Below are 13129 nucleotides of genomic sequence, written 5' to 3' on the forward strand. Positions count from 1 at the left end.
GACAGAAGCTACTGCTAATTTGCCGTGAATGCACAGCCTCCTCACACCGTTCAACAAATGCTGGCTATGAATGAGGGATTAGAAACTGAATCTAAAATAGGGAGAGACTATCCAACTGCGGATGCTCAACCATCACAAGTCGCACCGGAATCGCAACAGTCGCGGCCTTCCAAACTCCAGCCCATCCGCACACCTAATATCACACCCCCAAACCCTCGCTCAACGATGCCGCCATTGGAGGATAAACCCTATCGATCCCGCTTCCACTCCACACGACGGAGCTGGTCGCGCCGGATTCGGTATTTCTACTACCGCTTCATTCGGCTGAGAAGCACGCCAGAAGCTCTGGCACGGGGACTGGCTTCAGGGGTGTTTGCAGGTTGCTTTCCCCTGTTTGGCTTTCAGACGCTAATTGGAATTGCGATCGCAGCTATCCTGCGCGGCAACAAAATTACAGCCGCAGCCGGAACATGGGTCAGCAATCCGCTAACCTACGTGCCAATCTATGCCTTCAACCTATGGATTGGCCAGTTTATCACAGGCATCAACTTGGATGACGTGTTAGATGCTGACCTCCAGTCGTGGTCTACGATCAAAACGATGGGGGCAGACATTCTGTTGACGTTAATGATTGGTTCAGCAATGGTTGGGCTAGTTGTGTCAGTGATTAGTTATTTCTTTGGAGTTCGTCTAACACGCAAGTTTCAGCATCGTCGCCGCCATCGTCGCCATCTGCGCCACATGCATTCTGCCACCAGGCACGACAGAGATTCGATGAATTCTTAAGCTGCCGAATCCATTGCCTGTTGCAATGCTTTTTTAGAATTAGCGGCCTTGCCGGACAAAACGCGATCGCCATTCGGTGCAATCTTGAGCACTTCACAACCGGGAGGAGCCGGAAACGCCAGCGCTAATTTGGCGGCCAGCGTAGCAGGTGCTTCAAACAAAATGCTGACAAACTCATCGGCATCATGCTTTTGAATCAGCTTCGCTCGCTGCTCAAATAGACGAGTTGCCACAATGGGATAAATCTGGTGCGGAATACCCAGCAACGCCCAGCCTTTACTATCTTTTGCGCGACGGAAGCGAATGGTTTCCCACCGGGGAGCAGGTGCAGCAAGGGTGACAGGCGACTGTCGGACAGGATAAGTAGCCATTGTGCTGATCGAGAATGAACGGCAGTCAAAGCAGTAAAAACGGAATGGTAATCTTGTACTGCTTTATACTCCGATTATAACCCAAATATAGTTCAGGTGAACTATATTTTTTGCAGACCTAAATACCTTGACGAAATGCTTTGACAGCCTCGAGCCGAGAGGTTTGTGCCATCAGCACACATCGAGCCAACAGCTCAAGATTTAGATTGGCGAGGCCAGGTAGTGCGCTGCGGGTAATTGGCTGATAGTCTCCGTCTCGTAGGTGATAAAGGCTAAATGTGCCATCTTCCCAAAACCAGACTTCGGGAACGCCGAGCACTTTATATCGAGCCAGTTTATTAATGCCGCCGCTCGTAAAAACGACTTCAATGGACAGGTCAGGAATCGGTTTAGATGAGCCAATGCAGTAAGACTGATCGGCTTGAACAAAGGCTTCTCCCGCTTTTTCCTGATCCATGGAACCCGTCGGTTCGAATTCAATTTCATTTTCGACAAAAAAGATGCCTAACAGTAAGGCAATGACCGCGCTAAACAGCTCATGCTCACGCCCTGGCATCAGAATTTCAACCGTCCCATCGTAATAAAACAGCCGCACGCCTGGAGAATTGGCAAAACCTTGCTGAATCAGCTTGAACTGTGCCCAAGTTCGCCCTGGTTGAATAATTCGCTGATCTTGAACGGGTTGATCGTGTAGTTGGATCATTTTTGGTTCTCCACTGCGATCGCACTTTTTCCGAATACTCAATTTTGCTTTTGTCGGTTGGTATTGAACCTGTGGGCCTCAACACAACACCGTTGTAATCGTTGGGTTTTGCGTTGCTCAACCCAATCTACGAGTTACGCAACTAACTGCATTATTGCAAACCCTTTCGTCTTCAGTGTCGGCAGAACAGGACAGGCTATCTTAGGCAGAGAGGATTGTATGACCCAATCAATCACAACGAGATAACGACGAAATAGCGACAAAGCGGACGGTATGAACGTTAAACGGTGGATTGCGCGGCGGGAACCGAGTTGGCAGCAGTTGGATGGCTTGCTGAAGCAGGCAGAAAAGAAAGGTTTAAAGTCGCTCCGCACCGATCAGGTTAAGCAGATGGCGAGTTTATATCGTTCGGTATCGGCGGATTTGGCGCGGGCGCAAACCAACCAACTCAGCAAGGCGCTAATTCAGCAGCTACAAAACTTGACTTCACGGGGTTACAGCCAGATCTACCAAGGGTCACGCAAGCAGGACTGGCAGGCGGTGGTGGAGTTTTATAACTACGGGTTTCCAGCGATTGTACGGGAAACGTGGATCTATAGTGCGATCGCAACTGCACTGTTTATCTTGGGTGGGCTAATCGGCTGGTGGTTTTCCTGGCAAGATCCGGCGTTTATGGCGACGGTTGTGCCCCCTTGGCTGATTGATAAAGTGCAGGAGGATCAGGAACTGTGGATGGGGTCAATTCTGGGGATGGAGCCGCTGGCTTCTAGCCAAATTATGGTCAACAATATCCGCGTGTCGTTTCTGGCCATTTTTGGCGGCATCACTATGTACATTCCACAGGTGCCGATCATTACGCCGCCGGGGAGCTTTACGGTTTTTCTGCTGTTTATGAATGGGTTGCTGATTGGCTCAGTTGGCACGCTGGTGGGACAGGCGAATTTGGCAACGCCGTTTTGGGCCTTTGTTTTTCCTCACGGATCGCTGGAGCTGCCTGCAATTTTTTTGGCGGGTGGAGCGGGGTTGCTGCTGGGACGCAGTATCCTATTTCCCGGTCGCTATCGGCGGGCTGAGGCACTGCGGTTTTATGGACTAAAGGCGGCCAAGCTGGTTTATGGCGTGGTCACAATGCTAGTGATTGCAGGGGTGATCGAAGGGTTCTTTTCGCCCAGTCCGCTCATTCCAGACGTAGTGAAATACATTACTGGAACAGGTATCTTTATTGCGCTGATGGTGTATTTTCAACGGCGACCTGGTGAAATACAGCTGTAGTCAGCTAGGTTAGAACACGGACATTTTTGTGGCGCGGCTCCGCCGCGCCACAAAAATGTCCTAACCAACATGGCTACCGCTATATCTACGGGACAATCAGCTCAAAAATAACGTTGTCGGCTACACGTTTTGCCTTTTCGTAATCGTCTGGGTTGCGAATTGTCCAGGCGACAATGGGCGTACCGAATAGCCGACTGTTCAGGAAAGGGGCGACGTGGGGCAGCGCTTTCAAGTCGTAGCCGATGAAGGCGGGCTGACTGACGGAATTCAGCAATAAGTTGCTAAGCAACAGTTTCTTCGTCCAGGCCAAATCTTCGCCTGCGAAGTTGCCGGAGAGCTGGCCGCGCGGCACGTTTGGCAGATGTTGTTTAAACCAGGCCAGGGTGTAAGGATTGAACGATTGGATGGCGTAATCACCAGGATAATCGGCCAATTTTTTTGCTAGTGCCGTTTCCAGCGGGCCGACGCTGTCTTTGCCTTTGCTTTTAATTTCGATCACCAGCGGGATGGCTCCGTTGACTGCGGTCAACACCTCTTCAAGCAGCGGAATGGGATGATCCGTATTGCCCAAACGCAGCGGTTTGAGCGATTCGGCATCCTGGTCGGTGATGTTGCCGGATACGCCTGTCATGCGGTCGAGGGTATCGTCATGGAAAACGGCGATATTGCCATCCTTGAGCAGGTGAATGTCAATTTCAGCGGCATATCCAGGTGCGATCGCAGCTTCGACGGCTGCCAGTGAATTTTCTGGAATCGAACCATTATTGTGGTAGCCGCGATGGGCAATCGGTTGATCTTTAAACCAGGCCATATATGCATCCCCTTTACGCTAAACCGAGATCAATTTGCCAAAACCAGGCCATATCCGTATCCCCCTTTACGCTAAACCGAGATCGATTTGCCAAAACCGGAGCTGTCCGGTGTTCTCCGGTACGCGGTCGATCAGCCAGAGTTGCCAGCGTCCGTTGGCAGGTTTGCCCAGCAGCGGACTGAGGTTGGGCGTTGTCGCCAGGGAATAGGTGGTTTGCAGTCGGGTTTGGCGACCGAGGGTGCGGCCCTGGAGCAGAATGGCCGGATGCTGGGGCGGCAGCAGGTAGATTTCCAGATCGCCCAAAAAGCTGTGCTCAACCGCCAGCGTGATTTGAATCGAGCGAATTTCCTGCGGTTCGGTGATGATGATGGCGCGTTTGAGACCCGCCGGATCGGCATCGGGAATAAGTGCGATCGCATCATCACGGCGCTGAATTTGGCTGACGGCTTGACCCAGATCGGGCAGGCGACGCAGAGCTTCCTGAACAGCTCGCTGCGCCTGAACACGACCGTAGCCAAACCATTCAGAATGACCTTGGTTGCTGTAGGTGCCCTTCCGGAGATTCAACTGCGGATCGGGATTGGGATCGACGACTTTTTCGGCGGTTTGCTCAATTAGCGTTTTAACCTCTGCGGCAGTCAGTTCAGGGTTAGCCGATAGGACTAACGCTGCCACTCCAGCCACGACGGGGCAAGCGCTGGAGGTGCCGCCGAAGGTGTTGGTAAAATCGCCTACAGCATAGCCCAGCTCGGCCAGTCGATCCGTGGTGAGGATGCGCCGGCCCAGCAGTGAAATCGTGACGGGTGGGCCAGTTAGGACGGCTCCTTCGGTCGTGAGATAGGTACCCGGTGGAGCATTATTGCTGGGGGCGGCAACGGAAATCTGTTTGCCCCAATTGCTGTAGGCGGCCTTGCGATTCAGACTGGTGATGGCGGCAACGGCCATTACGTCGGGATGCACGGCAAAGCCGTTGAGCCACTGGGTTTCGCCTTTGATCACCGATTTCGACCAGCCCGTTTCGTTAATCGGGCCACTGACAGGACGATTGGCATTACCAGCGGCGAACAGAATGACGCAGCCTTTGCCGTTTCTGCCTTCGGTGGCGGCGCGATGAATGGCCAGCCGCTGTCGCAGGGAGAGGGGAAAGTAGACGGCGCTAACGCCCCAGCTACAGGAAATCACGTCGGCTCCGTGGGTCATGGCCCAGCCAAACATGCGCTCAATTGAGTCGTCGTCGATGTAGCCCGTGCTGCGGATCGGCATCAGGGCGCAACCGGGAGCCACACCGACGATGCCCTGACCGTTTTCTTCTGCGATCGCAACTCCGGCGACTGCGGTTCCGTGGTTCTCAGCGGGCTGTTCAGGTACAGGCAAAAAATCCTGCGCATAGAAATCGTAGGGGGCAACAATTTTGCCCAAGCCCTGAAAATCGGGGTGATTCAGGTCAAAGCCATCGTCAATAATCGCCACGACAATGGAGCGATTGCCCCGCGTTAGTTCCCAGGCGGCTTCAACTTCAATGTGAGAGTTGGCGGCCAGTTCGGCTCCGCCGTCATGCTGGAGATACCACTGCTCTGCGTAGAGGGGATCGGTGGGGCGATAGAGCGTTTGGGTTTGGATAATTACGTCCGGTTCGGCCACGAGGACATGGGGCGAGGTCGTGAGCCGATTGGCGAGCTTAATCGGATTTTCGGTGGCCGTCTTACCGACTCGGACAACGTAGGTGCCTGCCAGTCCGGCGATGGGCTGTATGATGTTCAAGCCTAAATCCGCCAGCAATGTCTCCATTGTCTCAGTCGGAGTCGCATCGGCAAACTGGACGGTGATCTGATTGCCCAAGTACACAGCCGTGGCGGGGCTGGATTCCAAACTGTACACGTGACTGGCAAAGCGCACGTCGTCTAGTTGTCGCGCCTGGGCCATTGCGGTTTCGAGCTGGTCAGCGGCAACGGTAATTTCAAACAAATTCCCGGTGGGAATGCGACGTACGGCTTGGGGTTGCAAGGCGGTTTGCAAGACTGTGGGATCGATTTCGTCGTTGACCAAACGCACGGTGAAGCGATCGGGCAGTTTGGTCAGCAGCAGTTCTTCTCCGCCGCGCTGGAGAATCAGTCCTCGATACTCAGGTTGAATGTCTGCGGCCATAAACGTTTTGTCCGGGAACCTAGCGTCAAACAGTAAGGTCTACCTATTGGTGTGGTGTTCAGCAATGGTTAACCGTTGGTTTGACCATTGCCAATTGGCACTTCGTTGGGGGTAAACGGGCGATCCCCAGTTGCGATCGCAATTTCGCAATCACGCAATAAAGCATTTGGGAATCACCAAAGTGGCAGAGTTGTAATGATAAGATACGCGAAGGTTAATCTGTCTCGTTTTCCCCGATACACAACGTTACTCCATGCTTCTCCGTCGAAATAAGTTTATGACCTCATCTTTTTCTTGGTTGGCATTGCCCCTAACTGGAGCGATTTTGCTCAGCATGCCATTGTCACTAAAAGCGCAAGAAGTGTTACCAGAGGAGTCCTCTGCTGAAATCGAGACGCCGGACGACCTCCGGGTGCAAACCAATATTCTCAGCATGTCTGGTGGAGAGCGGCTCTTGCAGGAAGCGAGTAGTGCGGTTTCGGCTCAAAACTATGATTTAGCAGAAACGAAGCTGCAAGAAGCTCGCCAGGTGTTCAATCAGCTTTCGAATTTCTATCAGCAGTTGTCTTCAAGCTTTACGGGTGTTGATAACCGGATTTCGGAGGCGAATCGCTCCAATGCTTTGAGTGCGGCTGAAATGCGCGATCAGGCGACCTATCAGCTTGCACTGGTGCATCGTGCCCAAGGTGAGCCAGAGTTGGCTGTGCCGCTGTTGATTCAAATTATCGGTAGCCAATCGCCTACTCGCGATCTGGGTGAAAAGGCGTATCAACAACTGTTTGAAATGGGCTTTGTTGATGACAACTATCCCCGCACGGCGGCGAGTTCGTCTGAAGAAGGCTAATTGGCTATACCATTCTAAAACTGAAGATCCCGGAAGGTGCGTTACAGCTTTGCTTAATGCACCTTTTTGCTATGTCTTGAACGTCATCAGCGATTGATGAAGATGGTGCGTTCTAGTAAACCAGTGCTATAACCGACAAAGGTTGTATTAAGGGACGCACCCTACAAGAACTGAGATCGCACTATGGTCGATGAATTTGATATCCTGACGCAAATCTTTCAGGCATTTGAACCTTCAAAGCCTCTTGAACCTGGTGATCCGGTCTATGTCATGTGTGAGGATGTGCGAGGCGATAACAACATTCTGAAAGATTTAGGTAACGAAATTCGGCGTTCAGATGGCAGTACTTGTCAGCTCTACGCAGGGCATCGTGGTTCAGGAAAATCGACTGAACTGCTGCGGCTAAAGCAAGATCTGGAAGGACACGGCTGTTTCGTTGTGCATTTTGCAGCGGATGCAGAAGACGTTGATCCACAGGATGCTGAATATACTGACATTCTGCTGGCCTGTACGCGGCATTTGCTGGAAGCTCTATTACCGAAAACAAAGGCTGACCCGCAACCGTTAATGAATTGGCTGCGCGATCGCTGGGCATCGTTGAAAGAATTAGCGCTGACGGAAGTTTCGTTTGACGGGCTGGATGTGGAAGTGGGCCTAAATGAATTCATCAAGCTCAGCACCAGCATTCGTGAAGTGCCATCCTTGCGGCAGGATATTCGCAAGCAGCTCAATCCCCATACACCAACGCTGCTGGATGCGTTGAATCAGTTTATTACCGATGCCAAGCGCAGTTTACCGGATGAGAAAACAAAGCTGGTGGTGATTGCGGATAACTTAGATCGGATTGTGCCGATTGTGGATGACGATGGTCGCAGTAATCACGATGAGATTTGGATTGACCGGAGTGGGCAGCTTCAGGAGCTTGCCTGTCATTCGATTTATACGGTGCCAATTTCGCTAATTTACTCGAAGCAGGTGAGTCGCCTAACTGACATCTATGGCAATCCTCAAGTGTTGCCGATGATCATGATCAAAACGGAATCAGGAGATCTCTATCAACGTGGTTTTGACAAGGTTCGAGAGGTCGTCATCCGGCGATTGCAGCAGCTCAATTTGGATTTAGATATTGAAACTGAAGTTTTTGAAAGCCCAGAGGTGCTAAATCGGTTTTGCTTGATGAGTGGCGGACATCTGCGAGAGTTAATGCAACTGAGTAAATCTCGCGGGGCGCTCAAATTCCTATCCCCGCCGCAAGCGGACGGGGCATTACGGAATTTGCCCTTCGGGACGCACTCCCGCGCTACCACTAACGTGGCAAGCCACGGGGAATTAGACCCACAGAGATTAAAGAAGCCTCGAATCGATTAGATACACTACCGATTACGGTACAAGCAGCACGACGAGCAATTACAGAAGCACGAGATACTTATCGGCGCACAGTACAGGAAGCAGAGTGGGAAGTCTTAGCCCATGTTGCTCGAACCAAGCGGATTCAAAATGATGATGATCATCGAGATCTGTTATTTCGTCGCTGTTTGATGGAATATCGCTATCTTGATAGTGAAGGGGAAATGCAGTGTTGGTATGATGTGCATCCTCTGATTTATGCCATTGCTGAGTTCCAAGAAGCGTTTGCAGCAGTACAACCATGAATCCGGCCAACATCGACTGGGATGAAGATCTACCTCCAGCCAGTCCAGAAGAGGAATATCAGGCGCTTAGACGAGCCATCCAGCGTACGGATGGATTTGGCTTACTGTTTGTGCAGTGCGCGCCTGCTAAAGGACATGAAATTATTGAGCAAATCAAGGAAGATTTACCACAGAAGAAAGTAGAAGTTTTGTCACTGAAGGAGCCAATTCGCAATCTCTACGAGCGAGTTGAGGCGCTATCGAATCGTGATGAAATTGATGTGCTGTTTATCGAAGGGCTGGAGTATTCCATCTATGAGTATGAGGATGCAAAACGACATTTAGGTTGGACAATGAAAGAGATTCAATCTTATAGCTGGAAAGGCGTTCCACATATTCTGACTAACTTGAATCAGCAGCGAGAAAGATTTCGCGACAACTTTCAAATCTGTTTTGTTTTTCTTATACCAACATTTGTTCTAAAGTACTTGATTCATCGAGCACCAGATTTTTTTGATTGGAGATCTGGCGTTTTTCAGTTTCGAATGGATACTGAACGGCTGACACGAGAGACTCAAATGGCTTTGCGGAGTGGAGATTATGGAAAATACTGTCAGCTAACTCCTCAAGAACGTAGAGAAAAGATTTTTCATATTCAAAGCTTAATTGATGAAAATCAAGGCATTATATCAAGGCTGGCAAACTTATACTTTGCGCTAGGCAACTTGTTTGCTGCTGATCAAAATTTACAAGCAGCAATCTTTAGTTATGAACAAATCGTGCAGATCAAACCAGACGACTATGAAGCTTGGTACTACCGGGGCAATGTACTGGGCAAATTAGGCCGCTATGAAGAAGCCGCTATCAGTTACGAGCGAGCCTTACAGATCACGAATGACTATGAAGCTTGGTACTACCGGGGCAATGTACTGGGCAAGTTAGGCCGCTATGAAGAAGCCATTGCCAGTTACGAGCGAGCCTTACAGATCACGAATGACTATGAAGCTTGGTACTACCGGGGCAATGTACTGGGCAAGTTAGGCCGCTATGAAGAAGCCATTGCCAGTTATGAACAAGCCTTACAGATCAGACCGAACGACCACGAAGCTTGGTACTACCGGGGCAATATACTGGGCAGATTAGACCGCTACGAAGAAGCCATTGCCAGTTATGAACAAGCCTTACAGATCAGACCGAACGACCACGAAGCTTGGTACTACCGGGGCAATATACTGGGCAGATTAGACCGCTACGAAGAAGCCATTGCCAGTTATGATCAAGCCTTGCAGATCAAACCAGACTTACACGAAGCTTGGTACTACCAAGGCAATATACTGGGCAGATTAGACCGCTATGAAGAAGCCATTGCCAGTTATGATCAAGCCTTGCAGATCAAACCAGACGACCACAAAGCTTGGTACTACCGGGGCAATATACTGGGCAGATCAGGCCGCTACGAAGAAGCCATTGCCAGTTATGATCAAGCCTTGCAGATCAAACCAGACTTACACGAAGCTTGGTACTACCGAGGCTATGCACTGCTTCAATTAGATCGCCATGAAGAGGCTATCTCCAGTTATGAACAAGCTTTGCAGATCAAACCCAACTATCACAAGGCTTGGTACAACAAAGCGAGTGTCTATGCACTGAAAAATCAGCGTGAACTAGCTTTAGAAAATTTGCAGAAAGCTATAAAAATTAATCCTGAAGAGAACTGTAAGCTGGCAAAAACGGATTCTAATTTCGACACTATTCGGGATTGTAAATTAGATTGTGTCAAAGGTCAGAGATGAGATCTAATGAACTATTGAACCTAAGAGACTCGTACTATGACTTTTCGACCTGAACTCCTGGATGAATTGCTTAAAGGCTATCAGAATCCCGAAGACCTGCTGGGGGATGGAGGGATTCTTAAGCAGCTCACGGCGGCTTTGGTGGAACGCTGCTTGAATGCGGAAATGAAAACCCATCTGGACGAGCAACAGGCGGAGCCTGAAAGCGACGTCAAGCCAACTCGTAACCGCCGCAACGGCCACAGCAAGAAGACCATCAAAGGGGAGTTTGGAGAAGCTCAAATCAATGTTCCCCGTGACCGCAACAGTGAGTTTGAACCCATCATCGTCAAGAAGGGGCAGACCCGCTTCGAGGGCTTTGATGACAAGATCTTGTCCCTCTATGCCAGGGGCATGAGTACCCGTGACATTCAGGCTCAACTGCAAGACCTGTATGGCGTTGAGGTCTCAGCCGGGCTGATCTCGAACGTCACGGATGCGGTTGAAACGGAGCGTAAAATTTGGCAAAATCGCGCGCTCGACCCGGTTTATCCCATCGTCTGGGTATGTCAAATAGATTGTGTCAAAGGTAAAAACTCAAGTTGGAAAGCGATCGCTGAATTCAATCGCGAAGCGGTTGAGAGCGGGTTTCCAGTCGCGAATGGGCATGGTTCACTTTTTGGCAATATTTTGAATTGCCAAGTAGATAACTTTTAGGGCAGATTCATCGGTTGGAAAAGCTCGGTGGTTTTTAATCACCTTTCTAAGAGTCATATTCATCGATTCAATCGCATTGGTCGTATAGATTGCTTTACGAATCTCCGGTGAAAAAGCAAAGAAGGGAATAATCCGCTGCCAATGATGAAGCCAAGACCTGCTAATGGTTGGATATTGCTGGTCCCACTGCTCGGCAAACTCAACTAAGCGCTGCTCTGCTTCAGTCTCAGTGCTGGCCGTGTAAATCAGCTTGAGGTCTGCTGCAACCGCCTTACGGTCTTTGTAGGACACATAGCGGAGTGAATTTCGTACCATGTGAACAATGCACAACTGCACCTGGGTTTGAGCAAAGACCGCTTCAATGGCATCGGGAAAGCCAGTGAGGCCATCACAGCAAGCGATGAAGATGTCTTTGAGACCCCTATTTTGCAGCTCTGTGAGCACTTGAAGCCAAAATTTGGCAGACTCGTTCTGGGTCATCCACATCCCCAAGAGTTCTTTGGTGCCAGACAAGTTAACCCCAAGCGCCAAGTGAATCGCTTTGTTGATCACCCGCCCGTCTTGTCTGACTTTGACCACGATGGCATCAAAATAGACGATGGGATAAACCGGGTCGAGCGCGCGATTTTGCCAAATTTTACGCTCCGTTTCAACCGCATCCGTGACGTTCGAGATCAGCCCGGCTGAGACCTCAACGCCATACAGGTCTTGCAGTTGAGCCTGAATGTCACGGGTACTCATGCCCCTGGCATAGAGGGACAAGATCTTGTCATCAAAGCCCTCGAAGCGGGTCTGCCCCTTCTTGACGATGATGGGTTCAAACTCACTGTTGCGGTCACGGGGAACATTGATTTGAGCTTCTCCAAACTCCCCTTTGATGGTCTTCTTGCTGTGGCCGTTGCGGCGGTTACGAGTTGGCTTGACGTCGCTTTCAGGCTCCGCCTGTTGCTCGTCCAGATGGGTTTTCATTTCCGCATTCAAGCAGCGTTCCACCAAAGCCGCCGTGAGCTGCTTAAGAATCCCTCCATCCCCCAGCAGGTCTTCGGGATTCTGATAGCCTTTAAGCAATTCATCCAGGAGTTCAGGTCGAAAAGTCATAGTACGAGTCTCTTAGGTTCAATAGTTCATTAGATCTCATCTCTGACCTTTGACACAATCTAATTTACAATCCCCATCGTCTATTTTGATGCCATCGTGGTCAAAGTCAGACAAGACGGGCGGGTGATCAACAAAGCGATTCACTTGGCGCTTGGGGTTAACTTGTCTGGCACCAAAGAACTCTTGGGGATGTGGATGACCCAGAACGAGTCTGCCAAATTTTGGCTTCAAGTGCTCACAGAGCTGCAAAATAGGGGTCTCAAAGACATCTTCATCGCTTGCTGTGATGGCCTCACTGGCTTTCCCGATGCCATTGAAGCGGTCTTTGCTCAAACCCAGGTGCAGTTGTGCATTGTTCACATGGTACGAAATTCACTCCGCTATGTGTCCTACAAAGACCGTAAGGCGGTTGCAGCAGACCTCAAGCTGATTTACACGGCCAGCACTGAGACTGAAGCAGAGCAGCGCTTAGTTGAGTTTGCCGAGCAGTGGGACCAGCAATATCCAACCATTAGCAGGTCTTGGCTTCATCATTGGCAGCGGATTATTCCCTTCTTTGCTTTTTCACCGGAGATTCGTAAAGCAATCTATACGACCAATGCGATTGAATCGATGAATATGACTCTTAGAAAGGTGATTAAAAACCACCGAGCTTTTCCAACCGATGAATCTGCCCTAAAAGTTATCTACTTGGCAATTCAAAATATTGCCAAAAAGTGGACCATGCCCATTCGCGACTGGAAACCCGCTCTCAACCGCTTCGCGATTGAATTCAGCGATCGCTTTCCAACTTGAGTTTTTACCTTTGACACAATCTATTTGACATACCCCACTATTCGCGACGATCCACGTTTCCGAGCTCTAATCTTCTAAACTTTTATTTCTCTTCCAACTTCCTCACCGTCGTAAACCCAAACTTTGATAAAAACTCCTGCCCTTCTATGGTTTTCAACAGCTCGGCAAACTTGGCTCTCACTTC

10 protein-coding genes and 3 pseudogenes are annotated in these 13129 nt (G+C 50.1%); 7 read left to right on the forward strand and 6 right to left on the reverse strand.

From position 1 onward, the window contains the following. Positions 1 to 24: 24 nt before the first annotated feature. A complete protein-coding gene (locus AC286M_RS28830) occupies positions 25 to 786 on the forward strand; it encodes a DUF2062 domain-containing protein (protein WP_488207659.1) in 762 nt (253 codons plus the stop codon). Here the strand turns inward: AC286M_RS28830 and AC286M_RS28835 are convergent. After that, positions 783 to 1157 (reverse strand): hypothetical protein, encoded by a 375-nt coding sequence (locus AC286M_RS28835; RefSeq protein ID WP_488207660.1) that lies wholly within the window; start codon positions 1155 to 1157, stop codon positions 783 to 785. The genes AC286M_RS28830 and AC286M_RS28835 overlap by 4 nt on opposite strands. A 118-nt stretch (positions 1158 to 1275) precedes the next feature. Beyond that, positions 1276 to 1860, reverse strand: coding sequence for a Uma2 family endonuclease (locus AC286M_RS28840; RefSeq protein WP_488207661.1), 585 nt, complete (start codon positions 1858 to 1860; stop codon positions 1276 to 1278). 273 nt (positions 1861 to 2133) lie between these two features. Between AC286M_RS28840 and AC286M_RS28845 the strand changes: the two genes are divergently transcribed. Further along, a complete protein-coding gene (locus AC286M_RS28845; protein ID WP_488207662.1) occupies positions 2134 to 3132 on the forward strand; it encodes a stage II sporulation protein M in 999 nt (332 codons plus the stop codon). 85 nt (positions 3133 to 3217) lie between these two features. Here AC286M_RS28845 and AC286M_RS28850 read toward each other — a convergent pair whose 3' ends face one another. Together AC286M_RS28850 and AC286M_RS28855 are read right to left on the reverse strand one after the other, a co-directional pair. Next, the gene (locus AC286M_RS28850; RefSeq protein WP_488207663.1) at positions 3218 to 3943 is read right to left on the reverse strand and encodes a glycerophosphodiester phosphodiesterase family protein; all 726 of its coding nucleotides are present in this window, start codon (positions 3941 to 3943) and stop codon (positions 3218 to 3220) included. Positions 3944 to 4009: 66 nt separating this feature from the next. After that, complete coding sequence (locus tag AC286M_RS28855; protein ID WP_488207664.1) at positions 4010 to 6088, reverse strand: S8 family serine peptidase; 2079 nt, start codon at positions 6086 to 6088, stop codon at positions 4010 to 4012. Positions 6089 to 6365: 277 nt separating this feature from the next. On the opposite strand from AC286M_RS28855, the gene AC286M_RS28860 reads away from it, so the two are divergent. Both AC286M_RS28860 and AC286M_RS28865 read left to right on the forward strand, forming a co-directional pair. Then, positions 6366 to 6932, forward strand: a complete 567-nt coding sequence (locus AC286M_RS28860; protein ID WP_488207665.1) for a hypothetical protein — start codon at positions 6366 to 6368, stop codon at positions 6930 to 6932. A gap of 183 nt (positions 6933 to 7115) precedes the next feature. Beyond that, positions 7116 to 8300: an ATP-binding protein gene (locus AC286M_RS28865; RefSeq protein WP_488207666.1), complete on the forward strand. Its 1185-nt coding sequence runs from the start codon at positions 7116 to 7118 to the stop codon at positions 8298 to 8300. A 39-nt stretch (positions 8301 to 8339) separates the two neighbouring features. Here the strand turns inward: AC286M_RS28865 and AC286M_RS28870 are convergent, their stop codons facing one another. Then, a complete protein-coding gene (locus tag AC286M_RS28870) occupies positions 8340 to 8582 on the reverse strand; it encodes a hypothetical protein (protein ID WP_488207667.1) in 243 nt (80 codons plus the stop codon). A gap of 112 nt (positions 8583 to 8694) precedes the next feature. Between AC286M_RS28870 and AC286M_RS28875 the strand changes: the two genes are divergently transcribed. Both AC286M_RS28875 and AC286M_RS28880 read left to right on the forward strand, forming a co-directional pair. After that, positions 8695 to 10356 (forward strand): tetratricopeptide repeat protein, encoded by a 1662-nt coding sequence (locus AC286M_RS28875; RefSeq protein WP_488207668.1) that lies wholly within the window; start codon positions 8695 to 8697, stop codon positions 10354 to 10356. A gap of 36 nt (positions 10357 to 10392) precedes the next feature. After that, a pseudogene (locus AC286M_RS28880) lies at positions 10393 to 10929 on the forward strand (transposase); the annotation flags it as partial. Between the two features lie 3 nt (positions 10930 to 10932). Here the strand turns inward: AC286M_RS28880 and AC286M_RS28885 are convergent. Continuing rightward, positions 10933 to 12150 (reverse strand): annotated as a pseudogene (locus AC286M_RS28885) (IS256 family transposase). A gap of 72 nt (positions 12151 to 12222) precedes the next feature. Here AC286M_RS28885 and AC286M_RS28890 point away from each other — a divergent pair. Beyond that, positions 12223 to 12945, forward strand: a pseudogene (locus tag AC286M_RS28890) (IS256 family transposase); the annotation flags it as partial. Positions 12946 to 13129: the final 184 nt, after the last annotated feature.

The sequence above is a fragment of the Thainema salinarum CENA647 genome, assembly GCF_057732415.1.

What these genes read in the sequence shown, in the direction of transcription:
- AC286M_RS28870 (WP_488207667.1), bottom strand. Translation starts at nt 8,582, where the DNA reads ATGGTTGTACTGCTGCAAACGCTTCTTGGAACTCAGCAATGGCATAAA.
- AC286M_RS28840 (WP_488207661.1), bottom strand. Translation starts at nt 1,860, where the DNA reads ATGATCCAACTACACGATCAACCCGTTCAAGATCAGCGAATTATTCAA.
- AC286M_RS28845 (WP_488207662.1), top strand. Translation starts at nt 2,134, where the DNA reads ATGAACGTTAAACGGTGGATTGCGCGGCGGGAACCGAGTTGGCAGCAG.
- AC286M_RS28865 (WP_488207666.1), top strand. Translation starts at nt 7,116, where the DNA reads ATGGTCGATGAATTTGATATCCTGACGCAAATCTTTCAGGCATTTGAA.
- AC286M_RS28835 (WP_488207660.1), bottom strand. Translation starts at nt 1,157, where the DNA reads ATGGCTACTTATCCTGTCCGACAGTCGCCTGTCACCCTTGCTGCACCT.
- AC286M_RS28860 (WP_488207665.1), top strand. Translation starts at nt 6,366, where the DNA reads ATGACCTCATCTTTTTCTTGGTTGGCATTGCCCCTAACTGGAGCGATT.
- AC286M_RS28850 (WP_488207663.1), bottom strand. Translation starts at nt 3,943, where the DNA reads ATGGCCTGGTTTAAAGATCAACCGATTGCCCATCGCGGCTACCACAAT.
- AC286M_RS28855 (WP_488207664.1), bottom strand. Translation starts at nt 6,088, where the DNA reads ATGGCCGCAGACATTCAACCTGAGTATCGAGGACTGATTCTCCAGCGC.